The 23,419-nt window shown below is 58.3% G+C and carries 22 protein-coding genes, 2 tRNA genes and 1 pseudogene; all 25 read left to right on the top strand.

What is annotated here, in order from left to right:
• The 25 genes and pseudogenes from xseA (at position 1) to aroF (ending at position 23,418) form a co-directional block, all read left to right on the top strand.
• Positions 1–1,257, top strand: a complete 1,257-nt coding sequence (gene xseA, locus VL688_06365) for an exodeoxyribonuclease VII large subunit (protein HTL47672.1) — start codon at positions 1–3, stop codon at positions 1,255–1,257.
• Position 1,258: 1 nt separating this feature from the next.
• Positions 1,259–1,495 (top strand): annotated as a pseudogene (locus VL688_06370) (exodeoxyribonuclease VII small subunit).
• An 83-nt stretch (positions 1,496–1,578) separates the two neighbouring features.
• Entirely contained in the window at positions 1,579–2,430 is an 852-nt protein-coding gene (locus VL688_06375; GenBank protein ID HTL47673.1) for a polyprenyl synthetase family protein, read from the top strand.
• Positions 2,411–4,318, top strand: coding sequence for a 1-deoxy-D-xylulose-5-phosphate synthase (gene dxs, locus VL688_06380; protein ID HTL47674.1), 1,908 nt, complete (start codon positions 2,411–2,413; stop codon positions 4,316–4,318). Before VL688_06375 ends, dxs begins: the two co-directional genes overlap by 20 nt.
• A 15-nt stretch (positions 4,319–4,333) precedes the next feature.
• A complete protein-coding gene (locus VL688_06385) occupies positions 4,334–5,212 on the top strand; it encodes an NAD(+)/NADH kinase (GenBank protein HTL47675.1) in 879 nt (292 codons plus the stop codon).
• A 9-nt stretch (positions 5,213–5,221) separates the two neighbouring features.
• Positions 5,222–5,575, top strand: a complete 354-nt coding sequence (locus tag VL688_06390) for a response regulator (protein ID HTL47676.1) — start codon at positions 5,222–5,224, stop codon at positions 5,573–5,575.
• The gene (gene gltX / locus VL688_06395) at positions 5,559–6,899 is read left to right on the top strand and encodes a glutamate--tRNA ligase (protein ID HTL47677.1); all 1,341 of its coding nucleotides are present in this window, start codon (positions 5,559–5,561) and stop codon (positions 6,897–6,899) included. The genes VL688_06390 and gltX overlap by 17 nt, the downstream gene beginning before the upstream one ends.
• Before the next feature lie 6 nt (positions 6,900–6,905).
• Positions 6,906–7,244 (top strand): histidine triad nucleotide-binding protein, encoded by a 339-nt coding sequence (locus VL688_06400; GenBank protein ID HTL47678.1) that lies wholly within the window; start codon positions 6,906–6,908, stop codon positions 7,242–7,244.
• Positions 7,245–7,342: 98 nt separating this feature from the next.
• Complete coding sequence (locus VL688_06405; protein ID HTL47679.1) at positions 7,343–7,975, top strand: response regulator; 633 nt, start codon at positions 7,343–7,345, stop codon at positions 7,973–7,975.
• Positions 7,976–8,086: 111 nt separating this feature from the next.
• Positions 8,087–8,157: transfer RNA gene (locus VL688_06410), tRNA-Gln, on the top strand.
• 48 nt (positions 8,158–8,205) lie between these two features.
• A complete protein-coding gene (locus VL688_06415) occupies positions 8,206–8,547 on the top strand; it encodes a hypothetical protein (GenBank protein ID HTL47680.1) in 342 nt (113 codons plus the stop codon).
• 31 nt (positions 8,548–8,578) lie between these two features.
• Positions 8,579–8,663, top strand: a tRNA-Leu gene (locus VL688_06420).
• A gap of 277 nt (positions 8,664–8,940) precedes the next feature.
• Entirely contained in the window at positions 8,941–10,296 is a 1,356-nt protein-coding gene (locus tag VL688_06425; GenBank protein HTL47681.1) for a phosphomannomutase/phosphoglucomutase, read from the top strand.
• Between the two features lie 4 nt (positions 10,297–10,300).
• On the top strand, positions 10,301–11,374 hold the full coding sequence (locus VL688_06430; GenBank protein HTL47682.1) for a sugar phosphate nucleotidyltransferase: 1,074 nt from the start codon (positions 10,301–10,303) through the stop codon (positions 11,372–11,374).
• A gap of 14 nt (positions 11,375–11,388) precedes the next feature.
• The gene (locus VL688_06435) at positions 11,389–12,570 is read left to right on the top strand and encodes a class I SAM-dependent rRNA methyltransferase (protein HTL47683.1); all 1,182 of its coding nucleotides are present in this window, start codon (positions 11,389–11,391) and stop codon (positions 12,568–12,570) included.
• A gap of 100 nt (positions 12,571–12,670) precedes the next feature.
• Complete coding sequence (locus VL688_06440) at positions 12,671–14,539, top strand: acyl-CoA dehydrogenase family protein (GenBank protein ID HTL47684.1); 1,869 nt, start codon at positions 12,671–12,673, stop codon at positions 14,537–14,539.
• A 127-nt stretch (positions 14,540–14,666) separates the two neighbouring features.
• Positions 14,667–16,382, top strand: a complete 1,716-nt coding sequence (locus tag VL688_06445; protein ID HTL47685.1) for an NADPH-dependent assimilatory sulfite reductase hemoprotein subunit — start codon at positions 14,667–14,669, stop codon at positions 16,380–16,382.
• 90 nt (positions 16,383–16,472) lie between these two features.
• The gene (locus tag VL688_06450) at positions 16,473–17,042 is read left to right on the top strand and encodes a hypothetical protein (GenBank protein HTL47686.1); all 570 of its coding nucleotides are present in this window, start codon (positions 16,473–16,475) and stop codon (positions 17,040–17,042) included.
• A 93-nt stretch (positions 17,043–17,135) separates the two neighbouring features.
• Positions 17,136–17,336, top strand: coding sequence for a hypothetical protein (locus VL688_06455; GenBank protein ID HTL47687.1), 201 nt, complete (start codon positions 17,136–17,138; stop codon positions 17,334–17,336).
• 78 nt (positions 17,337–17,414) lie between these two features.
• A complete protein-coding gene (gene trpS, locus VL688_06460) occupies positions 17,415–18,395 on the top strand; it encodes a tryptophan--tRNA ligase (GenBank protein HTL47688.1) in 981 nt (326 codons plus the stop codon).
• A gap of 74 nt (positions 18,396–18,469) precedes the next feature.
• Positions 18,470–19,246 carry a segregation/condensation protein A gene (locus VL688_06465; protein ID HTL47689.1) on the top strand — a complete coding sequence of 259 codons (777 nt, stop codon included), beginning with the start codon at positions 18,470–18,472 and terminating at the stop codon, positions 19,244–19,246.
• Complete coding sequence (gene scpB / locus VL688_06470; GenBank protein ID HTL47690.1) at positions 19,243–20,199, top strand: SMC-Scp complex subunit ScpB; 957 nt, start codon at positions 19,243–19,245, stop codon at positions 20,197–20,199. The genes VL688_06465 and scpB overlap by 4 nt, the downstream gene beginning before the upstream one ends.
• The gene (gene pheA, locus VL688_06475) at positions 20,180–21,274 is read left to right on the top strand and encodes a prephenate dehydratase (protein ID HTL47691.1); all 1,095 of its coding nucleotides are present in this window, start codon (positions 20,180–20,182) and stop codon (positions 21,272–21,274) included. The genes scpB and pheA overlap by 20 nt, the downstream gene beginning before the upstream one ends.
• A gap of 25 nt (positions 21,275–21,299) precedes the next feature.
• On the top strand, positions 21,300–22,400 hold the full coding sequence (gene hisC, locus VL688_06480; GenBank protein HTL47692.1) for a histidinol-phosphate transaminase: 1,101 nt from the start codon (positions 21,300–21,302) through the stop codon (positions 22,398–22,400).
• Between the two features lies 1 nt (position 22,401).
• A complete protein-coding gene (aroF, locus tag VL688_06485; protein ID HTL47693.1) occupies positions 22,402–23,418 on the top strand; it encodes a 3-deoxy-7-phosphoheptulonate synthase in 1,017 nt (338 codons plus the stop codon).
• The last annotated feature ends 1 nt before the right edge of the window (position 23,419 follow it).

Consider the following 23,419-nt stretch of genomic DNA (forward strand, 5'->3'; position numbering starts at 1 on the left):
ATGGAAGAAGACATCCTCTACGAGTTTTCGGAAACGATAGCGGCGGGCGGACGGAAGGTTTATACGGTCTCCGACCTGAACCGCGAAATCCGCTCGGTACTGGAAAATCAGTACGCCTCGATTTGGGTCGAGGCCGAGATTTCCAATTTTAAATGGCATACGTCCGGGCACATGTACCTCTGCCTCAAGGACGATAAGGCCAGCATCAGCGCGGTCTTTTTCAGCCGGCTCAACCAGCATCTGAAATTCCGTCTGGAAGATGGCCAGAAGGTCCTGGTTTTCGGACGGCTTTCGCTTTATGAGCCGCGGGGGCAATATCAATTCTACATCGAGGCCGTCGAGCCCAAGGGCGTCGGAGGCCTGCAGCTGGCGTTTAACCAGCTGAAAGAGAAGCTTCAGAAGGAAGGCCTGTTCGCGGCCGAGCGCAAAAGAAAGATCCCGGCATTTCCGCGCGTGGTCGGCGTGATCACGTCGCCGACCGGAGCCGCGGTCCGCGACATTTTGAACGTCATGAACCGGCGCTTTTCCGGGACCCAGGTTTTGATTTCGCCCGTGCGCGTGCAGGGCGAAGGCGCGGCGCGAGAAATCGCCAAGGCCTTGGAGGAAATGAACCGTTCGTGTCCCGAGGTGGAAGTCATCATCTTGGGCCGCGGCGGCGGAAGCATCGAAGACCTCTGGCCTTTTAACGAAGAGATCGTGGCGCGGGCCGTGCACGCCTCGCGCATTCCCGTGATTTCGGCGGTGGGTCATGAAACCGACTGGACGATCTGCGACTGGGTCGCGGATCTTCGGGCACCCACGCCGTCGGCCGCGGCGGAGCTCGTAGTGCAGTCGCGTGAGGAAATCCAGGTCCTGTTTGAAAGCCTGGGCAAAAGGATGAAGAGCGCCCTGCTGTACCGGCTGGAAAACGCGAGAAGCCGCCTGGAAGGCCTGGAACAAAGCTACGCGCTGAAGCAGCCGGTCTATCTCGTGCAGCAGGCAGGCCAGCGCTTTGACGAATTGCTGAAGCGCCTGCATGGCGGCATGAAATCGGTCATCGCGGAAAGCGGTGCGCAGTTCCGGGAAGAGGCCGCGAAGTTGCACAGCCTGAGCCCGCTGGCCGTCCTCGACCGCGGCTATTCGATTACTCAGAACGAGAAGGGCGGGCTTTTGAAAGACGTCCGCGGCTTGAAAGCGGGGGACACGATCACGACCCGCCTGGCGCGGGGAAGCGTCAAATCCAAAGTCGTCGAAGCAACGCCTCTCAAAGGAGAATAAAATGGGATCCGAAGACATCCAGTTCGAAAAAGCCATCGAGAAGCTCGAGAGAATCGTCGAAGAACTTGAATCCGGGGAAGTCGCCCTGGAGCAGGCGCTCGCGAAATACGAAGAAGGCGTGAAGCTTTCCCGGCTTTGCCAGGGCAAGCTCGCGGAAGCGGAAAAGAAAGTCGAGATCCTGACGCGCACGCTTTCCGGGGAATTGTCACGGCAGCCTTTTGATCCGGAAAATGAAAGCGCCGGAGAAACCAAAAAAACAGCCTCGCGCAAGTCTCCGAAGGGAAAAAGCGCGGCCTCAAACGGGGAAGACGACATCCTTCTATGAGCTACGAAAAAGACTTCAAAAAATACATCGACCTGGTCGAACGCAAGTTAAAAGAAGTCCTGCCGCCGCCGGGGCAGCATCCCAGCGCGCTGCAGGAACCTTTGACCTATGCGGTCCTGTCCGGTGGCAAGCGGTTCCGTCCGGTCATTACCCTGGCGGCCTGTGAGGCCTGCGGGGGCAAGATCGAAGACGCCCTGATCCCGGCGGTTTCGATCGAGCTGATCCATTCCTATTCCCTGGTCCACGACGACCTTCCGGCCCTGGATAACGACGAGCTCCGGCGGGGGCAGCCCACGGTGCACAAGCGTTTCGGTGAGGCCATTGCCATCCTGACCGGGGATGGGCTATTGACCCTGGCTTTCCAGGTCCTGGCCGGCATCAAGCCCGCCAAAAAGGCGGTGGACATACTTACGGAAATATCGACGGCAGCAGGAACTTATGGTATGATCGGCGGTCAAGTGGCCGACCTTACGACCGATAAGGCGGATCTGGACCTGCCGACGCTTGATTTCATTAATGTCCATAAAACCGGGAAGTTGATTCGCGCGAGTGCCGTGGCCGGGGCTTTGGCTGCGGAAGCGGATAAGAACGACCGGGAACGGATGCTGAAATACGGCGAGTTTCTCGGGCTCGCGTTCCAGTCCGTGGACGATCTGATGGACGGGGACGGCTACTTAAAGATCATGAAAGCCCGGGAAGTCCGCATGAAAGTCCGCGACTTGATCGCCAAGGCCAAAAAGGAAATCCGGGCCCTGGGAGTTAAAGCGGAAAATCTTATCCGGCTGGCCGACGTGCTGCTGGACCGGGTGCCAAAGGAGACCGACGTTCATGCCCCGATGGATTCATAAAATCAATTCGCCGCGCGATCTGAAAAAGATCCCGCTCGAAAAGCTCCCCGAAGTCGCGGACGAATACCGTCAATACCTCATCGAATGCGTTTCCAAGACCGGCGGCCATCTGGGCGCCAGCCTGGGTGCGCTGGAGCTGAACATCGCGCTCCATTACGTCCTGGAATCGCCCAAAGACAAGATCTGCTGGGACGTGGGCCACCAGGCTTACGTGCACAAGATGATCACGGGCCGGCGCGACCGCATGCTGACCCTGCGCCAGCCGCACGGCATCAGCGGTTTTCCTTCTCCTTTCGAAAGCGAGCACGATCCCTTCATCGTCGGCCATGCCAGCACGGCCATTTCCCAGGCGCTCGGCCTTGCCGCGGCGCGCGACCTGAACAAGACCGACGAAAAAGTGGTCGCAGTGGTGGGCGACGGTTCAATCACGGCCGGACTCGCGTACGAAGCGTTGAACAATGCCGGGCATCTCAAAAAGGACATGCTGATCATCCTGAACGACAACAAGATGTCGATCGCCAAGAACGTCGGCGCCATCAGCAACTGCCTGAATCGCGTCATCACCAATCCCATTTACAACCGCATCCGCCTGGAAGTTGAACACCAGCTCGACAAGTTTCCGCGCCTGCGCAAGTTCACGACGAAAAATCTCGAAGGCCTTAAAAGCATCCTGGTCCCGGGCATTCTTTTCGAAGAACTCGGCTTCCGTTATTTCGGCCCCATAGATGGGCATGACGTGGTGGCTCTCGTCCACACGCTGCGTAAAATCCTTTCGCTGAAAGACTGCAGCTTCCTCCACATCGTGACCGAAAAAGGCAAAGGCTATCCGTTTGCCGAAAAGGACGCGGAAAAGCTGCACGGCGTCACGCCGTTTAACGTGGCGACGGGCGAGAAAATCCAGGGCGAGGTCAAGAAGGAAGGCGCGCCTTATACGAAGGTGTTTGCCAAGGCGCTTACCAAAATCGCGCGCGAGAATCCGAAAGTCGTGGCCATTACCGCGGCCATGCCCACCGGCACGGGCCTCTTGGAATTTCAGAAGGAATTTCCGGACCGGTTTTTCGACGTGGGTATCGCGGAACAGCATGCCGTCACGTTCGCGGGCGCGCTGGCCAAGGGCGGCATCAAGCCCGTCTGCGCCATTTATTCCACGTTCCTGCAGCGCTCGCAGGACAGCCTGCTGCATGACGTCGCGCTGCAGCGCCTGCCCACGGTGCTTTGTCTGGACCGCGCGGGCCTTGTCGGCGCGGACGGCGCCACGCACAACGGCGTCTTCGACATCAGCTACCTCGGCCATATCCCGCATGTCGTGATTGCCGCGCCGAAAGACGAGTTCGAAATGGAACAGATGCTCCGGCTTGGTATCGATTACCCGCACATCTTTGCCATTCGATACCCGCGCGGCAACGTGCCCCTGGAAGCCGCCAATCTTCCCCAAAATGCTTTCGGCATCGGGGAAGGAGAAGTGCTCCGCGAAGGCCAGGATGGGACGATCCTTGCGTTCGGCACGATGGTCTTCACCGCGCTGAAGGCGGCTGAACTTCTCAAGGAAGAAGGCTTTGAAGTGCGTGTCGTGAACATGCGCTTTGCCAAGCCTCTTGACGAAGTCCTGATCCTGCAGTCGCTGGAAAAAAGCCCGTTTCTCTTTACGGTCGAAGAGCACGTCCTGACGGGCGGTTTCGGCTCCAAGGTCCTCGAATTCCTGGAATCGCGCGGTGTCACGGGCGCCGCGTTGAAACGGTTCGCGCTGCCGGACGAATTCATCGAGCACGGCGCGCAGGATGCGCTCCTTGACCAGTTCGGCCTTTCCGCGGAGAAGATCGCGGCTCAGGTCCTGAACGAGATCAAATTCCGGAAGCAAGACGTCGTTTCGGACCCGAACATCGCCTGATCTCCGGTGGATTCCATGAGAAAAAAGAAAACACCCCCCGCCGCACCGCGGAAAAAATCCCGTCCCATGACCGCGGGAATTTTCGTCAACCCGGACAAGTCCGCAGCCCTGACTCTCCTGAAAGAACTCCGCCGTTGGTTTGCCGCGAAAGGCATCCTCGTGGAAGATTCGCGCTCGCGGCCGATCCAGGAGTGGATCAAAAACTGCGCTTTCGTGGTCTGCCTGGGAGGCGACGGGACGCTGCTTTCGCTGGCAAGGCAAATGCACGAAACGTCGGCCCCGGTCCTCGGCGTGCATCTCGGGAATCTGGGCTTTCTCACCGAGGTGAAGAAACACGAAGTTTTTTCGGAGCTCGAAAATTTTCTATCGGGCAAGTCTGAGATCGAGGAGCGCCTGATGATCCGCTGCTCGGCCGTAAGCAAGGGGCGCAGGACCCCGCGCGATTTCCTGGCGCTGAACGACGTCGTGATCGGCCGCGAAGGCCTAACACGGCTTTTGAAGCTGCGCGTGCAGGTGGGCGGGGAAGTGCTGACCAATTTTTCCGGCGACGGGGTCATCGTGGCCACGCCGACCGGATCGACCGCCTACTCGCTTTCCGCGGGCGGCGCGGTCGTGCACCCGACCCTGCAGGTCATGATGATCACGCCGATCTGTCCGCACGCGTCGTCGCTGCGGCCCATCGTCGTGTCGAGCAATGAGAAGATCCGGATCGCGCTGGAAAATCACGGGTCCGGTGCCAAGGCGCTGCTCACCGCCGATGGCCAGGACACGCTGGAGATCGACGCGAGTTACACGGTGGAAGTCACGCGGTCCAAACTGCCGCTGCGGCTGATCAAGAGTTCGAAACGCGGTTACTATGAAACCCTGCGCGAAAATTTTAAATTTCCTTCGTAAGGAGAAGTTATGGCCAAAGTACTGGTAGTGGACGACGAAAAATTCATCTGCGAGGAATTCCGTGATCTCATGGCTGAGGACGGCCATGACGTGGACATTGCCTTCAACGGCCAGGAAGCTCTCAAGAAGGTCGCGGAAAGGGATTACCACGTGATTTTTCTCGACGTGCTGCTGCCGCGGATGGAAGGCCGACAGATTTTCGAAGAAATCAAAAAAATCAAAAAGGTCCCGGTGGTGTTCATGTCCGGCTATCTTCCTCCGAACAAAGAGAAAGAGGCCCTGAGCCTGGGCGCCCTGGCCTGCCTCAAGAAACCTCTCGACCTCGAACAGGTCAAAAAGATCATCGATGACGCCTCCCGATAAGAACTCGCCGGAAACCCGCGCTGTCCGTGTCCGTTTTGCCCCGTCGCCTACGGGATACCTCCACATCGGCGGCGTGCGCACCGCGCTGTTCAATTATCTTTACGCGCGCAACCAGGGCGGGAAATTCCTGCTCCGCATCGAAGACACGGACCAGCAGCGCTCGAAAAAGGAATTCGAGGACGAAATCGTCAGCTCGATGAAATGGCTGGGGCTTACCTGGGACGAAGAGCTCGTTTACCAGAGCAAGCGTCTCGACCGCTATCACGAAATCGCGGACAAATTGATCGCCGAAGGAAAGGCCTACGAAAAGACCGAGGACGGCAAGAAGGCCGTCTGGTTTAAAATCCCTCACCGCGAAGTCATTTTCACCGATCTGGTGCATGGTCCGACGAAATTCGACACGTCGCTGTTCGAAGACCTCGTCATCATCAAATCCGACGGTTTTCCCACGTATCATTTTGCCTGCGTCATCGACGACCACGACATGGAAATCAGCCACGTGATCCGCGGCGATGACCACATCTCGAATACGCCGCGCCACATCCTGCTGTATGAAGCCCTGGGCTGGAAGCCGACCAAATACGCGCACCTGCCGCTCATCGTGGGCGACGACAATGCGCCGCTCTCCAAACGGCACGGCACCGTGGCCGCGGGCCATTACCGCGACCAGGGCTTTTTGCCGCAGGCGCTCGTCAATTTCCTGGCTTTGCTGGGATGGGGTGCGGCCTCGAACGAGGAGATCTTCACGCTTCAGGAGCTTTGTCAGAAATTCAGCCTGAAAAAAGTGAACAAGGCCAATGCCCGGTTCAATCTCGAAAAGCTGCTGTGGATCAATGCCCAGCACCTGAAAAATTTGCCGAAGGCGGATTACGTGAATGCCATTTCCGCTTTTTATCCCGAAGAGTCGCGCGCCATGGCGCCCGAGGTGTGGGAAAAGATCGTGCTCCTTTTTCAAACCCGCATCAAGACGTTTCGCGATCTGAAAACCGAAGCCTCGTACGTTTTCGAAGAGCCCGCGGCCTATGATGAGTCTCAGGCAGCCGCGTATCTTTCCCGTCCGGAAGCTGCGGCGGCTTTCGAAGCCTGGGTCCAGAAGGCCGGGGCCCTTCCCGATTTCAATGACGACAAGGCGCTCGAAGCCCTCACGCGCGACGTGGCCAAGGAGAACGGGCTGGAAGCCAAAGACATGATCCATCCGCTGCGTTTTTTTCTTACGGGAAAGACCGTGAGCCCGGGCCTCTTCGAGCTGATGAACGTCCTGGGAAAAGAAAAGTGCCTGCGCCGCATTACCCGCTTTACGGGAAAGAAATCCCTGGCGCCCTGAGGCCCTATGTCCGACTGTTTGTTTTGCAAAATCGTGAAGGGCGAAATTCCGTCGCGCGTCGCCTATCAAGACGAACGCGTCTTTGCCTTTCACGACATCAACCCCCAAGCCCCCGTCCACGTGCTGGTGATCCCCAAGAAACATATCCCGCGTATCGCCGAGATGGGGGAAGGCGACGCCGCTCTCATGGGGGAAGTCCTCGAATCGGCGCGGAAGATCGCTTCGCAAAACAAATGGAAGGACTACCGGCTGGTCATCAATGACGGACCCGAAGCCGCGCAAACGGTCTTCCATGTCCACCTGCACCTCTTGAGCGGGCGCCGCATGACATGGCCTCCGGGCTGAACCCTCCGATTCACACCGCCGCAATCCCTTTCTCCTGCTTGTTTTAACGCACTTTGCTTCTTCGCAAACCGGAGGTTATTCTTTTGAGAAGAGCCCTTATGCCCGACGACGCGCTTATTATGAAAGAAGTCTATAGTCCTGCCGACATCGCCCTCCTCTGCAAAAAGGACGTTGCGGAGGTCCGGAGCTGGATGGAGCAGGGGCTTTTGCGCTGCTTCCAGGTCACGGGCGGGCATTTGCGCGTGACGCATGAAAGCCTGTCCGATTTCATGGAGGCCGGTAAGATCGAGAAGCCGGGCGAATGGAATGCGGCGCCCCAAAAACTGCGCGTGCTCGTTGTCGAGGATGATCCGGACTTACTTGAAATCATTTCCGAACTATTGAAAGAAGAACCGCGCATCGAAGTCCGCGCGGAAAACAACGGCTTCACCGCGGGGCTGCAGATTGCGGGCTGGTATCCCGACCTGGTGCTTCTCGATTTTCTGATGCCGGGCATCAGCGGCTTTGAACTTTGCGCGCGGCTGCGCGAGAACGAAAAAACTTCGGACCTGCCCGTCCTGGCCATGACCTCGCTGACTTCCATCGACAAGAAACGGGAAATCTACGAATCGGGGGTTTCCGATTTCCTGGGCAAGCCTTTCCGGAGTCAGGATCTCCTGCACAAGGTCCGGCTCCTTCTCGGCCTGGACCCGGCTTACCGCACCGCTTCCACAGGGGCGAAGAAAGCCTGATTTGCAAATTTCCCTGCCATTTTCCTCCGGAGTCATTCTAAAACTGTCCTCTTGTGCGCCGCATGAGGAATGCTTATAATAGCGGCTTCCGATGCCGGCCATTTTACTTTTTGGGGGATGGTGTAACGGTAGCACGACAGACTCTGGATCTGTCTGTCTAGGTTCGAATCCTAGTCCCCCAGAACTTTCGGCTGGGAACCTGGATTCGGAAACCAGGAAGTGAGGGACGTATGGATAAAAAAACGCTTTATGAAAAAGCCGAGCATGCGTTTAATCAGGCTTTTGAGGCCGCGAAACAGTCAGTCAAAGTAGTTTCGGAAAAGGCTGGGGAAGCCGCCCAGGTCACCAAACTGCTCATCGAAAAGGCGGCCCTGGAGCATCGCGTCACCAAGAAGTTTGCCCAGATCGGAAGCAGCGTTTACGAACAGTCGACCCGCGAAGGCCGCATTGACGCCGGCAACGAACGGGTCAAGGCCCTCATCGAGGAGACGAAAAAACTCGACGCCGAGCTTGCGCGCGTCGAGGCCGCCCTCGAGCAAGAAAAGATTTTTAAGAAGGAAAACCGAGTTTAGAAGTTTTGGGAAGCTTCGCGCTTCCTCACGTGCGATCGTGGTGGAATTGGCAGACACACTAGCTTGAGGGGCTAGCGCCGCAAGGCATACAGGTTCAAGTCCTGTCGGTCGCACCATTTGCTCTTTTTATAATTTATAAAACGACCGACAGGACTTGAAGGCCGAAGCCAGGTGGCTTCGGCACGCTCGGCAGACCTTGACGGTCTGCTCTTCGCAGGGAGCACCTGTTTTGAAACGGGACCTACGTCACGTTTCAAGGTGCGGGCGGTTACCGGGGCCACAGGCCACGGAACCAAGTCCCCAAACAAGGTCGCACCATCGGCCGAAGGCCGATAAGATTTTTTTCTTAACGCATCCACATCTCGAAAGGCCCTCCCCATGCAAGGACAGCAGATGATCCCTTCTCATGTTTTTCGTGAATATGACATCCGCGGCATCGCCGATAAAGAATTCTCCGACGAGCTCGTCACGTCCATCGGCCGCGCGTTTGCCACGCTTCTTGCCAGGGAAAATAAAAACCACATCGCGGTCGCTCATGACATGCGTCCCAGCTCGGACCGTCTTCACGCCGCGCTGATCAAGGGGCTCATGTCCGCGGGCGCCCACGTCGTGGACCTGGGCCTCGTTCCCACGCCCGTCCTTTATTTTTCCGTCTCTCATCTGAAACTGCAGGCCGGCATTTCCATCACGGGCTCGCATAATCCGGTGGAATACAACGGCTTCAAGCTGCACCTCGCGGACCGCCCCTTTTTCGGCGCGGAAATCCAGGAGCTGCGCAAGCTCATCGAGTCCGGCAAGTTCCTTCAGGCTCCCGGCAAAGTGGAGAAGGGGACGATCCTCTCAGAATACAAAAACTACGTCCGCGGCCTTTTTAAATTCAAAAGGAAGATCAAGGTGGTCGTGGATTCCGGGCACGGTATGGGCGCGCTTGTCGCTCCCGATCTCATCAAGAGCCTGGGCCATGACGTCATCGAACTCTATTCGAATCTTGACCCGGCCTTTCCGGACCATCACCCCGACCCGTCCGAACCCAAAAACCTCGTGGATGCGCAGAAAAAGGTCCTCGAGAAAAAGGCGGACTGCGGCATTGCCTTTGACGGCGATGCGGACCGCATCGGGCTCGTGGATGAAAAAGGGGAAGTCATTCCGGGCGACAAGATCCTGCTGCTCGCCGCGCGCGCGATCCTGAAGAAAAAACCCGGTTCCACCATCATTGGCGACGTGAAATGCTCGCAGGCCGTGTACGACGACATCACGAAAAGAGGCGGGAAGGCCGTCATGTGGAAGACCGGCCACTCGCTCATCAAGGCGAAGATGAAGGAAACGCACGCGGAGCTCGCGGGCGAAATGAGCGGGCACATGTTTTTCGTGGACCGCTGGTTCGGCTTTGACGACGCGATTTACGCGGCGTGCCGCGTGCTGGAAATCCTGGACGAAGATCCGCGCCCCTTGTCGCAGCACCTGGCGGACCTGCCGCCGCTTTTTTCCACGCCGGAACTCCGCGTGGACTGTCCGGACGACGTGAAATTCGATCTCGTCAAAAAAGCCGTGGCCGAATTCAAAAAAGAATACAAGGTGATCGACACCGACGGCGCGCGCATCCTTTTCAACGACGGATGGGGCCTTGTCCGTGCCTCGAACACCCAGCCCGTTCTCGTCCTGCGCTTCGAGGCCACGAGCCAGAAGCGGCTTCTCGAAATCCAGAGCCTCGTCGAATCCAAACTCAAACAGCTGGGCGGAAAGGCCTGATCCCATGCCCCCGGCCGGCCGGTGGGCCGTAATCATGGCGGGCGGGCGCGGCACGCGTTTCTGGCCCGAGAGCCGCAACGCCATGCCCAAGCAATTCCTGGCCATGTTCGGCAGGAAGACCCTTCTCGAAGAAACTGTGGACCGTCTGGCCCCGGTTGTTTCCAAATCTCACATCTTCGTCGTCACTCAAAAAGACAAGACCGGCCTCGTCCGGAAAAAAATCCATGCACCAGCCTCGCGCGTTCTCGGCGAGCCCGTGGGGCGGAACACGGCGCCGTGCATGATTTACGCTGCGGCGCTCATCGCGCGTAAAGACCCCAAGGCCGTCCTGGCCATGCTTCCCGCGGACAACCGCATTGAAAACGTGCCTGTGTTTCGCAGGGCGCTGAAAGCCGCCTATGCTGCGGCCTCAAAAGAAGGGCTTCCGGTAACTTTTGGCATTCGGCCCGGATACCCGCATACGGGCTACGGCTACCTGGAAATGGGGAAAGAGGCCTGCCGCGCCGGAGGCTTCAAAATTTACCGGCTCAAGCGCTTTCATGAAAAGCCGAACCTTCCCCGCGCCAAGGCCTTTTTTAATTCCGGAAAATTTTTATGGAACAGCGGCATGTTCGTATGGCGCGCGGACCGGCTGCTGGAAACGGCGCGGAAATTCCTGCCCGAGGCGTACGAACTCGCGCGGTTCATGACGGAAAAAGATGCGGCGCGGCGGCTGGAAAAATATTTCCACAAAATGCCGAACATCTCTATCGATTACGGCCTGATGGAAAAACTCGGCAGCGGTATTTTGACGCTTCCAGTCGACATCGGCTGGAGCGACGTGGGCGGATGGAAGACTCTCGCCGAGCTGCTCGGCAAGCCCGGCGCGGACAATGTTCTGGTAGGCGATGTCGTGCCCGTGCGCAGCCGCGGCAACTTCGTGAAAATGAACGGCCGCATGGCCGCGCTGGTCGGCGTGCAAAATCTTGTCGTCATCGACACGCCGGACGCGCTCCTTGTCTGCGCCAAAGACCAGACCGAAGCCATCCGCGAGGTCGTGGACGAAATCAAAAGGCGCGACTGGAACCACTACCTCTAGCTTTCCGGACTGACGTGAAGACCTTCAAGTGCATCCTCAAAAAAGGAAAAGAGAAACCGCTGCAGGGCCGTCATCCCTGGGTGTTCTCCGGCGCCATTGACCAGATCGAAGAAGGGCTCGAAGCCGGTGATCTGGTAAGCCTCTTTTCCGCGGGCGGCGACTTCCTGGGAACGGGCTACATCAATCCCGCGTCGCAGATTGCGGTGCGCGTCCTGGAATTCGGTAAGGAGCCCGTGGGCGAGGCGCTTTTCGAAAAGAAATTGCGCGCTGCGGCGGCGCTGCGCGAAACCTTTGGCATCCTGAACGAAAAGACAACGGCCTGCCGTCTCGTGCATTCGGAAGGGGACTTTCTGCCCGGACTGATCGTGGACAAGTACGGCGATACTCTTGTCGCGCAGTTTTTGACCGCGGGCATGGAGCGGTGGAAGGAAACGCTCGCGGGCCTGCTGGAAAAAGTCTTCAAGCCCGAGGGCATTTTCGAGCGCAGCGATTCGGACATGCGCGAGAAAGAAGGCCTGGAAAAGCGTTCCGGTTTATTGGCGGGCAAGGAGCCTCCGGCGGAAATCGAGATCTTGGAAAACGGCCATGTGTTTCTGATTGACGTCCGCGCGGGACAGAAAACGGGTTTCTTCCTGGACCAGCGGGAAAACCGGGCCTCGATCGGAGCCCTTTCCCAGGGCCGCAAAGTCCTGAACTGTTTTTCTTATACGGGCGGATTTTCGGTATATGCGGCCAAGGCCGGGGCTTCCCGGGTCGTGTCCGTCGAACTTTCCCAGCCGGCCCAGGACACAGCGCGAAAAGCGTTCGAGCGGAACGGGCTAAAAGGCGATTTCGAATTCGTGCGCGAAGACGTGTTCGACTATCTCCGGAAAACGAAAGAGACTTTCGATCTGATCGTCCTCGACCCGCCGGCCTTCTGCAAAACCAAGGGCCAGGTGCCCCAGGCCTGCCGCGGTTACAAGGATATCAACCTCTGCGCCCTCAAGAAACTTGCCCCGGGCGGACTGCTTTTCACGGCCTCGTGTTCGACCTACATGACGCCGGACCTTTTCCAGAAAGTCGTGTTCGGCGCCGCCAAAGACGCGGGCCGGGACCTCCGCATCGTCCGCAAAACCTCCCATGCCCCCGACCATCCGGTCAGCATTTTCCACCCCGAGGGCGAATACCTGAAGGGCCTCCTTTGCCAGGTGCTTTAAGCAACACGTTAAGGAAACCCGGCAAAATTACGATCTATCAAGTATACTAATGACAGTTTAGTTCTGGACCCTCTCAACCCGCATTCGAAAGGGAACCTCCATGGACATTCTTGAAGACAAGAGCCTTAGCGAAGGTAAACGCAAGGCGCTCGAGCTGGCCGAAGATTCGCGCGAGCAAGAGTGGAAACACCCCAGTTTCGCCGCCGAACTATTTAAAGGAAGAGTCCGCTGGGACCTCATCCTCCCTTATCCCGAACAGAATGCGGAAGACAGGAAAATCGGGGACGAATTCCTCAAAAAACTCGAGGCCGTGCTCCGCGAGCACATCGACCCGGACAAGGTCGACCAGACCGGCGAAGTCCCGGCCGAGGCGCTGAAGGCGCTGGCCGAGATCGGCTGCTTTGCCATCAAGATTCCCAAAGAATACGGCGGCCTGGGCATGAGCCAGGTCAATTATAACCGCGCCATCCACCTGGTGGCGAGCTACTGCTCTTCGACTGCGGTTTGGCTTTCCGCGCATCAGTCCATCGGCGTTCCGCAGCCTTTGAAACTCTTCGGAACCGACGAGCAAAAGAAAAAGTACCTTCCGCGTTTTGCCAAGGGCGCGATCTCGGCTTTTGCGCTCACCGAACCCGACGTCGGCAGCGATCCGGCGAAAATGACGACAACCGCGGTGCCGGTCGATGACGGCAAGAACTTCATTATCAACGGCGACAAGCTCTGGTGCACGAACGGACCCAAGGCTGACATCCTGATCGTGATGGCGCAGACACCGCCCAAAGTCGTCAACGGCAAGGAAAAGAAGCAGATCACGGCCTTTATCGTGGAGCGTGCCTCTGGCGGAATCGAAGTCTTGCACCGCTGCCGGTTCATGGGCCTCAACGGAATTCAGAACGGACTCTTGCGCTTCAAGAACGTGAAGGTGCCGCGGGAAAACATCGTGGGCGGGGAAGGTCAGGGGCTGAAGATCGCGCTGACTACCTTGAACACGGGAAGATTGACGATGCCCGCCGCCGTGACGGGCGGCTCCAAGTGGTGCCTGAAGGTGGCGCGGCTCTGGTCCAAGGAACGCGTCCAGTGGGGCCATGAGATCGGCCAGCATGAAGCCGTGGCGCACAAGATCGCGACCATGGCCGCCACGATTTTTACGATGGATGCCGTGACCTACATCGCCTCGGAAATGGCGGACCGGCATCTTTTCGACATCCGCCTGGAAGCGGCCATGGCCAAACTCTGCTGCACGGAAGCGAGCTGGAAAGTCGTTGACGGGACTCTCCAGATCCGCGGCGGACGTGGTTACGAAACCGGGCCTTCGCTGAAGGCCAGGGGCGAAAAAGGCTATGCGGTCGAGCGCATGATGCGCGACGCCCGTATCAACACCATCATCGAAGGCACCAGCCAGATCATGCGTCTTTTCATCGCGCGCGAAGCCATGGACACACACGTGCGCAAGATCATGCCCATCATGTCGCGTAAGACGAAACCTGGCGAAAAGCTGGCGCTCGCGGGCAAGGCCTTCAAGTTTTACAGCACGTGGTATCCGAAGCAGTTCATCCCCGCGTCGCAGCTTCCGAAAGACGTCGCGATTCCCGGCGCGCTCAAACCGCACATGAAATACATCGGCGGCGCGGCGCGGCGCCTGGCCCGGAACCTGTTCCATGCCATGGCCATCAACCAGCAGAAGCTCGAATCCAAGCAGCAGCTCATGTCGCGCCTCGTCAATATCGGTACCGACCTTTTTGCCATGGCCTCGGCCTGTTCCAAGGCGATCCGGCTGAAGGAAAAGGGCACGGCCGACGCCAATTCCGTGGCGCTTGCTGACTTGTTCTGCCGTCAGGCCAAGGGCCGCATCGAAAAGCAGTTCCGCGGCCTGTTCTCCAATAGCGATGCCTTTGCGTACAACCTCGCCCAGGATGTCCTGGAAGGCAAGTACGCCTGGCTGGAGAACGACATTATCTTCCCGGCCTAAGTCAGGAAGCCCCTTTCCTAAAGCCGTCAAAGTTGGTACAATACCTGCTTTAACCCCAGCGTCTTGACGATCCAACCTCCGGTTTATCTTCAGACAGTCTATTTAAGGGGAGAGGTTTCTCTTATTTATGGAAGACAAGAAAACAGCCGCGGAAAAAAACAAGGAAAACAGCGCTTACCTGAAGGGCACGGTTCCTGACGCCGTCCTCTCGGACAGCTCGCACTTCACGAGTGACGAAAGCGCCCTGCTCAAATTTCACGGCACCTATCAGCAGGACGACCGCGACGTCCGCGGCGCACGCGTGAAGGAAAAGAAAGAGCCTCTCTACGGAATGATGGTCCGCTCCAAGATTCCGGGAGGACGCCTGACCGCCGCGCAATATCTCAACCACGACGACCTCGCCGGCCTGTACGGCAACGGCACGCTCCGGATCACCACGCGCCAGGGCTTTCAGTTCCACGGCGTCCTGAAAAAGAACCTCAAAGCCGTCATTCGCAGCATCAACGAAAAGCTCGGCACGACCAGCGGCGCCTGCGGCGACATCGTCCGCAACGTCATGGCCTGCCCGGCGCCGGCCTCGGACCGCTCGCGCATGAAAGTGTTCGAGCTGGCTAAGAGCTTGTCGGACCAGTTCCTCTCCAAGAGCGGCACTTACCAGGAAATCTGGCTGGACGGAAAAAAGACCGAAACCGAAAGGCCTCCGGAAGAGGCGGAGCCCATCTACGGCAAGGCTTACCTGCCGCGCAAATTCAAGATCGGCATGGCCTGCCCGGATGACAACTGCATCGACGTGTACACGCATGACCTGGGCATCGTGCCCGAGTTGGATGCCAGCGGCGGCGTGGCGGGATTCACGCTGCTCGTGGGCGGCGGGCTCGGCATGACGCATGGCATCGAAAAGACGTATCCGCGGCTGGCAACGCCGCTTTGCTTTGTGACGCCCGAGGACCTGGCCGAAACCTGCAAAGCCATCGTGCTCGTCCAGCGTGACAACGGCAACCGCCAGGACCGTAAAAGGGCCCGCCTCAAGTACCTTCTGGATGAGCGGGGAGTGCCCTGGTTCCGCTCGGAAGTGGAGAAGCGGCTGGGAAAAAAAACCCAGGATCCGCACCCGATCCGCTTGAAAGAGGTTGAAAACCACCTGGGCTGGCACCCGAATGCCCAAGGCGCCTGGTACCTGGGCGTTTTCATCGAGAACGGCAGGATCAAAGACGAAGGTTCCCTGAAGCTGAGGACCGGCCTGCGCGCGCTCGTGGAAAAATACAAGCCGGACGTTTATCTCACGGCCCAGCAGGACATCCTTTTCAGCGGGTTCCAGGAGAACCAGAAAAAGGAAGTCGAGGACTTGCTGCGTTCCCACGGCATCAAACTGCCTTGGGAGCTCGCCAAGGCGCGGCTTGATTCCATCGCCTGCCCGGCCCTGCCCACCTGCGGCCTGGCCATCTCGGAATCCGAGCGGGTCATGCCCGGCCTCATGGACGAATGGGAGAAAGAAGTCGCGGCCCAGGGGCTCGAAGACCAGAAATTCATCATCCGCATGACCGGCTGCCCGAACGGCTGCGCGCGGCCGTACAATGCCGAGATCGCCCTGGTCGGGCGCAATCCCGGCATTTACAACGTCTACGTCGGCGGCAGCCTGATCGGCGACCGCATGGCCTGGAGCCTGGCTGACAAAGTGCCGCTTGCCGACATCGTCAAAACGCTGCGTCCCGTGCTTTCACTTTACCGCAAAGAGCGCGAAAAAGGCGAAGGATTCGGTGATTTTTGCTTCCGTTCCGGAGCGGCCAAATTAAAAAATTTGATCTCCGCCTCGGCCGCTTCCCAAGTGCCTCATTCCTCGTAGGTTACCCGAGCCTTTGTCCCGAGCCCTACTCTTGCAAGGCTTGCGTCCTGCGGGTATTCTTTAGGTAGCTTTTTGAAAGGAATATGAGGAATGAAACGGCGCGGCGAATGGATCATCCCTGGCGTGACTCTGCTCTGCATTCCTCTGCTTTTTTCGGGGCCTGTCGTGGCCGCGGAAAGCAGCTCTGACGGAGCTTTCCCTGCGCTGGAAAACACCACCGCTTTCGAACAATACCGCCGCCGTCCGTTTACCGAAGAATCCAAAATCCTCTGCCTGATCGACCGTTTTGCCGTCCCGTCCGCCGAGATCCTCTACGAAGGCCATTATTTCAAGGCCTCTTTCGCGGCTCGTGTCGTGCGCCTGTACCTGGCCGCCAATTACAAGGGCGAAAGCGCCCGCAGCTGGATCCTGAAGAAATGCTACCGCTCCCATCAGGCCGGGGTTATTATCTGGGCGAAATTGCCGGGCAGCGATAATTTCCGCATGGCCAAAGACGTCCTTCTGGAGGAGCTCGACAAGCTGGACCTCCTTACCGAAGACTTAAGGCGTATCAAGGCCACGACCGCCGAGATCGAAAGCCTTCCGCCCCCGGCTACCGAGGCCGCGAAAAACCAGGACGTGGAGCCCATCCTGGCGCCTGTCGTGCCTGTCGCGTCTTAATTTTCTTCCCCGCCGGACCGTTCATCCCCGTCCGTTTTAAGCCGATAAAAGAACGTCTTTTCCTAACCCCCTGTCTCAAACGAGGAGAGAAAAATGGCGACCAAGACCCTAAGGCCCCTGCCGTCAGGCAAAGTCACGATTTTCAAGATCTCCAACCGCCGCGGATTTGCCGCGGTCTGCATGCGCAATCTCACCGAAGGCCGCAGCGCGGACCAGGCGTTCCAGCGCATGGCCAAAGCCGTCCGCCGCGCCGGCTACGAACTGCGGGGCAAGGTTCCGAAAGCCAAGGCCTGATCAAAAGTTTTTCCGTTTGATTGACAGGATGGAGTGCCCGCTTTAAAATACGAAAAATCCTGAGGTTACGATTACACCATGACACGTGTTTTAAGCGGGACCCGGCCGACGGGAAAGCTCCATCTCGGCAATTTCCTTGGCGCGATCGAAAATTTCACCAAGCTGCAGAACCTGGACGCGTATTTCATGATCGCGGACTGGCATGCGCTGACCACCGAATACGAGTCCCACACGCAAATCGCCCAGAACGTGGGCGAAGTCATGGTGGATTACCTGGCCAGCGGTCTCGATCCGGAGAAGTGCACCATCTTCATCCAGAGCGAGGTGCCGGAACACGTGGAACTGGCCCTGATCTTCTCCATGATCACTCCTCTGGGATGGCTGGAAAGAAACCCGACCTACAAAGACCAGCTCAAGGAAATGAAAGGCAAGGATCTCGCCACGCACGGCTTTCTCGGTTATCCCGTGCTGCAGGCCGCGGACATCCTGCTTTATAAAGCGGTCAAAGTGCCGGTGGGCGAGGATCAGCTCCCGCACTTGGAACTCACGCGGGAAATCCTGCGGCGGTTTCATCATCTGTATAAGGTCCAGATTTTTCCGGAACCCGAAGCCATCCTGACGCAGGCGCCGCGCATTCCCGGGACCGACGGCCGCAAGATGAGCAAGAGCTACAACAATTGCATTTATCTCGCGGACACGAAGGAAGAGACAACGGCCAAGGTCAAGACCATGGTGACGGACCCGGCCCGCGTCCGCCGCACGGATCCGGGAAACCCGGAAGTCTGTCCGGTTTTTTACATGCACAAGATTTTTAATCAAGGCAATGTTCCCACGGTGGACAAGGAATGCCGCACCGCGGCGCGCGGCTGCACCGAATGCAAGATGGAAATGGCCGGCAAGATGAATGAATCTTTAGATCCCATACGCGAAAGGCGCAAGGAATGGACAACGAAACCGAAAGAAGTCAGGAAAATCCTGGACAAGGGGCGGGACAAGGCCCGGTCGACGGCTCAAGCGACGCTCAGCGAAGCGATGAAGGCCGTGGGGCTCCGCAGCTAGAAGCCGGCGTTCCCGAAGCGGCCTCCGCGAATGCCCCGGAAGCCGTCCCGGAAAGCGGCTCGGCGCTGCCTCTTTTGCAAAAGGCCGAACGCAGCCCGCTTCACGTGAAATTATCGATCTACGATGGGCCGCTCGACCTCCTTCTCGACCTGATCAAGAAGAACGAGATGGACATCCTGAACATCCAGGTTTCGGAGATCACGCGCCAGTACCTGGAGTACCTGGCGGAGATGAAGCGCCTGGACCTGGAAGTCGCGGGCGAGTTTCTCGTGATGGCCGCGACGCTCGTCTACATCAAGTCGCGGATGATCCTCCCTCAGACCGAAGACGACGAAGACGAAGAGGGCGGCGATCCGCGCGCGGAACTCGTGCGCAAGCTGCTCGAATACCAGGCGTTCAAGGAAGCGGCCAAAGAACTCGGCATGCTCGAGACCGAGCGCGGCAAGGCGTTCACGCGCCAGATCGCGGATTATTACCTCGCGGATCTCAGCGCCGAAGATGCGGGCATCGACACGTTCAGCGCGAATTTGTACGACCTGCTGTCCGCGTTCCAGAAAGTCCTGACCTTGAAGGGCCGAGAGGCCATGCACGAGGTCTATGAGGAAGTCATCTCTATTGACCAGAAGATCAGCGACCTCAAGGCGGCGCTGGCACAGAGAAAACGGGTTCTTTTTACGGAAATGTTTCCCGCGCGCTGGACGCGCAACGAGCTTATCGCGACTTTCCTGGCGCTCCTGGAAGTGGTGAAGGGGAAATTCGCGCGCTTCGTCCAGGAAAAACAGTTTGGTGAAATTGTGATCGAAAAAATCGAAGAACCGCAACCTTCAACGTCTCAACCGGAGGCCCAGTGAACGCAAAAACCGCTGCCAAGGAAAAGGAACGCGAGCAGAAATTGAAAGCCATGCGCAAGGACCTGGAAGAAAAGCTCGAGGAGCAGCTTCCGCCCGAAATGCTTGACCAGAAAATCCGTGTGGAAGTCGAGAAAGTCGACGTCAACGCGCCGCTCGAACCCTCGCAGGCCAAGTCCGTCATCGAAGCGCTCCTTTTTGCCTCTTCCAAGCCCATGACTGTTTCGGAAATCCGCAAGGTGATGCGCGCGGTGATGCCCAAGGAAATCGAAGGCTACATCCAGGAGCTCAAACAGGAATACACGGACACGAAAAAGAGCTTCGAGATCGTGGAGATCGCGGGCGGTTACGAGCTCGCGACACGCAAGGAGTTCGCGCCGTGGATCTGCCGCGTGGAAATGCAGAAAAAGGTCCGGCAGGCCACGCAGTCCGCGCTCGAAACGCTGGCCATCATGGCCTACAAGCAGCCGCTCACGCGCGCCGAGATCGAAGAGCTGCGCGGCGTCGACTGCAGCGGCGTCGTGACGAACCTCACGGAACGCGGCTTCATCAAGATTACAGGCAAAAAAGAAATCCCGGGCCGCCCGTTCCTGTATTCGACCACGGAAAAATTCCTGGAGCACTTCGGCCTGAATTCTCTGGCCGACCTGCCCAGCATCGACGAGATCAAGGTCATGGTCGAGCAGTCCGTGAAAAAAGAAGACCTGCTCGGCACGCAGAAAATTGTGGAAGTGCCGCAGGAAGGCGCCCCCGCGGAAGGCGCGCCGTCTGAGCAGGATCTGGAATCCGCGGAAGCCGCCGTGGACGCGGGCGTGGAAACGCCGGCCCCGGCCGAGCCCGTGGACACGCGTAAGGAACTGATGGACAATCTGTCCGAAATTTCCGCGGAGATCGACAACATCCCGGACATCCGCATCGAAACCCGCGAGGAAAAGAATGAGCCAGGAAAAAACTGATTCGCTGGGCGACTTGCGCCAGAAGATCGACGGGCTGGACAAGCAGATCGTCGGCCTTTTGAACCAGCGTACGAACCTCGCGCTCGAAGTGGGGCGGACCAAGCAGAAGCTGGGCAAGGAGATTTACGCGCCGGAACGCGAAAGCCAGATCTACCAGATGCTCGACATGGAAGCGGAAAAAGGCGTGCTGCCCAAAGAAGCGCTGAAGTCCATTTACCGCGAGATCATGTCCGCGGCCTTGTCGCTGGAAAAGCCGCTTACGATCGCCTACCTCGGGCCTGAAGCCACGTTCACGCACCTGGCGTCGCTTTCGAAATTCGGCTCGAGCGTGAAGTATTTTCCCGCGGTCAGCATTTCCGAAGTGTTCCGCGAAGTCGAACGCGGCCGCGCCGACTACGGCGTGATCCCGATCGAGAATTCGACCGAAGGCGCGGTGAACCACACACTCGACATGTTTATCGATTCGGACCTGAAAATCTGCTCGGAAATCCTTTCCAAGATCGACCACTATTTGATGTCGACGTCGTCGCTGGACCAGGTGAAGCGCGTGTACTCGAAGCCGGAAGCGTTCGGCCAGTGCCGGCAGTGGCTCGAAACGCACCTGCCGAAGGCCGAATACATCGAGACGGGCAGCACGACGCACGCGGCCCAGCGCGCTCAGAAGGAAAACGGCGCCGCGGCCATCGCCTCGAAACTCGCCGCGACGCTGTACAACCTCACGGTGCTGGCCGACGGCATCCAGGATTTTTCGCGTAACGTCACGCGCTTTCTCGTGATCGCGCGCCAGAACGCCCGGCCCACGAAGCGTGACAAGACGTCGCTGCTCGTCTCGGCGAAAGACAAGGTCGGCGCGCTCTACGACATCCTGCTGCCGTTCAAGAAGCACAAAGTCAATTTGACGAAGATCGAGTCCCGGCCGTCCAAAAAGAAGGCCTGGGAATATTATTTTTTCATCGATCTGGAAGGGCACGTGGAAGATCCCAAGATCAAACGCGTGCTGGATGCCGTGGAAACGAAAGTCCGCTTCATGAAAGTCCTCGGTTCGTATCCCGCTTCCGCGGCCAAGGAAGTCTAACCTTCACCTTATTATGGAAACCCTGATGAATCCCGCTTACAAAAGTTACGTCGAAGACATCCACCCGTACAAGCCGGGCAAGCCCATCAAAGAAGTAGAACGCGAGCTGGGCCTGCGCAACGTGATCAAGCTGGCCTCGAACGAGAATCCGCTCGGGCCGTCCCGCAAAGCGCTCTGGGCGATGCGGCGCGCGATCCGCGAGGCGCACCTGTATCCGGAAGGCTCCGGCTTTTATCTCGTGAAGCGGCTGGAACAGGAGCTGGGGATTCCGACGAGCCAGATCCTGATCGGCAACGGCTCCAACGAAATCCTCGAGCTTTTGTCCCGCGGCTTTTTGTCGCCGGGCGACCAGATCATTTCGTCCCAGACGTCGTTTCTCGTGTACCCGATCCTGGCCAAAGCCTGCGGCGCGGATTTCGTCGAAGTGCCCATGAAGGATTTCCGCTACGACCTGGAAGGTATCCTGAAGGCGGTGACCGACAAAACGAAAATCATTTTCATCGCCAATCCTAACAATCCGACCGGCACGTACGTGACCGACAAGGAAGTCGCAGCGTTTCTGGCCAAGGTGCCGCCGCATGTGATCGTATGTTTCGACGAAGCGTACGTTGATTTCGTGGACGCGCATGATTTCCCGCGCGTCATCGAATACGTTCAGGAGCGCCGGCCGAACGTCATCGTCATGCGCACTTTTTCCAAGTCGTACGGCCTTGCGGGCCTGCGCATCGGCTATGCGGCGGGGGACCCGAAGATGATCGGCTACCTGCACAAGGTGCGCCAGCCGTTTAACGTAAATTCCATTGCCCAGGCCGCGGCTACGGCAGCGCTGGACGACCGGTTTTTCCTCTGGCGGACGAAACACTGCGTGACCGCGGGCCGCCGCTTCTTTTATAGAAGGTTCGACCTGATGGGGCTCAAGTACCTGCCCAGCCAGGCGAATTTCGTGCTCGTGGATACAGGATGCGACGGCGACGAAGTATTTCAGGCGCTGCTCAAGCAGGGCATGATCATCCGTTCCATGAAAGAATACGGGCTGCAGACCTGGATCCGCGTTTCGATCGGGCGTCGCAGCCAGAACGCTCAGTTCATCCGGCTTTTGAAATCTTATCTCAGAAAAGGAATTTAATATGATCATCGTGATGCGGGAAACCGCGACCCCGGAAGAAATCAATCACATTTGCGAAAAGGTGAAAGAGCTCGGCCTCACGCCGCAGGTCTCGCGCGGCGTTGCGCGCACCATTATCGGCGTGATCGGCGAAGAAGAAAAAATCATGGTCAAGCCCCTGGAGGCTTTCCCGGGCGTGGATTCGGTCATGCCCATCCAGAAGCCGTACAAATTGGCGAGCCGGCATTTCAAAAACGAGCCCAGCGAATTCGACATGGGCAACGGCGTGATCGTGGGCGGCAAGCAGATCCACGTGATGGCCGGGCCGTGCTCCGTGGAAGGCCGCGAGATGCTCATGCAGACCGCGGCTGCCGTAAAAAAGGCGGGCGCCACCTTCCTTCGCGGCGGCGCGTTCAAGCCGCGCACGTCTCCGTACTCGTTCCAGGGCCTCGGAGAAGAGGGCCTGAAATACCTGCGCGAGGCCGCGGATGAACACGGACTGCTGGTCGTGACCGAAGTCATGGATACCCGCAGTGTGGAGCTCGTGTGCCAGTATGCGGACATGCTGCAGATCGGCGCGCGCAACATGCAGAACTTTGACCTCCTGAAAGAATGCGGTTCCGCGAAGAAGCCTGTGCTGCTCAAGCGCGGGCTTTCCGCCACGATCCAGGAACTGCTGCTTTCGGCGGAATACCTTTTGTCCAAAGGCAATTTCAAGGTGCTGCTCGGCGAGCGGGGCATCCGGACTTTCGAAACCGCGACGCGCAACACCATCGACATCAACGCCATTCCCGTGGTGAAGGAAGAAACGCATCTGCCCATCCTGGTGGATCCTTCGCACGGCACGGGCAAGCGCACGTACGTCCTGCCCATCGCGCGCGCGGCCATTGCGGCGGGATGCGACGCGATCATGGTGGAAGTGCATCCCAAGCCGGAAGAGGCGCGTTCGGACGGCCCGCAGTCCCAGCGCTTCGACCAATTCGAAGCCATGATGAAGGACCTCCGCGTGATCGCCCAGGCGGTCGGCCGTACGCTCTAAT

The organism is Verrucomicrobiia bacterium, assembly GCA_035495615.1.
Taxonomy (GTDB): Bacteria; Omnitrophota; Omnitrophia; order Omnitrophales; family Aquincolibacteriaceae; genus DATJFP01.